The 440-nt window shown below is 67.0% G+C and carries 1 protein-coding gene; it reads left to right on the top strand.

Annotated elements, in window-relative coordinates; translation table 11 throughout:
• Nucleotides 1-440 (top strand): ATP-binding cassette domain-containing protein (locus EOA24_RS40835; RefSeq protein ID WP_127410963.1); only part of this gene is annotated, 440 nt, incomplete at both ends.

Below are 440 nucleotides of genomic sequence, written 5' to 3'. Positions count from 1 at the left end.
GCGCAACCGATCCGCGCCGTCGACGATGTCTCGCTCACCATCGAGCCCGCGCAATCCGTGGCGCTCGTCGGCCGCTCCGGTTGCGGCAAGTCCACGCTTGCCCGCATGATCCTCGCCCTGGACAAGCCGACGGCGGGCACGATCCGCTTTCGCGGCGAAGCCATCACGGGTAAAGCGGAGGCCGAGCTGAAGCCGGCGCGGCGCGACATGCAGGTCGTGTTCCAGGATCCCTACGGCTCCTTCGATCCGCGTCAGAAGGTGGAGAAGCTGGTGGCCGAGCCGCTGCATCTTCTGGAAAAGCAGCCGACGCAGGCCGAGCGGCGCGAGATGGTCGCGCATGCGCTCGATGAAGTCGGGCTCGGTCCGCGCGACATGGACAAATATCCGCATGAATTCTCGGGCGGCCAGCGCCAGCGCCTATCGATCGCCCGCGCCATCAT

It is taken from the genome of Mesorhizobium sp. M2A.F.Ca.ET.039.01.1.1 (assembly GCF_003998035.1).
Taxonomy (GTDB): domain Bacteria; phylum Pseudomonadota; class Alphaproteobacteria; order Rhizobiales; family Rhizobiaceae; genus Mesorhizobium.
Note: the sequence above shows the minus strand (reverse complement) of the source record. Positions and strands in the feature narration are given on the sequence as shown.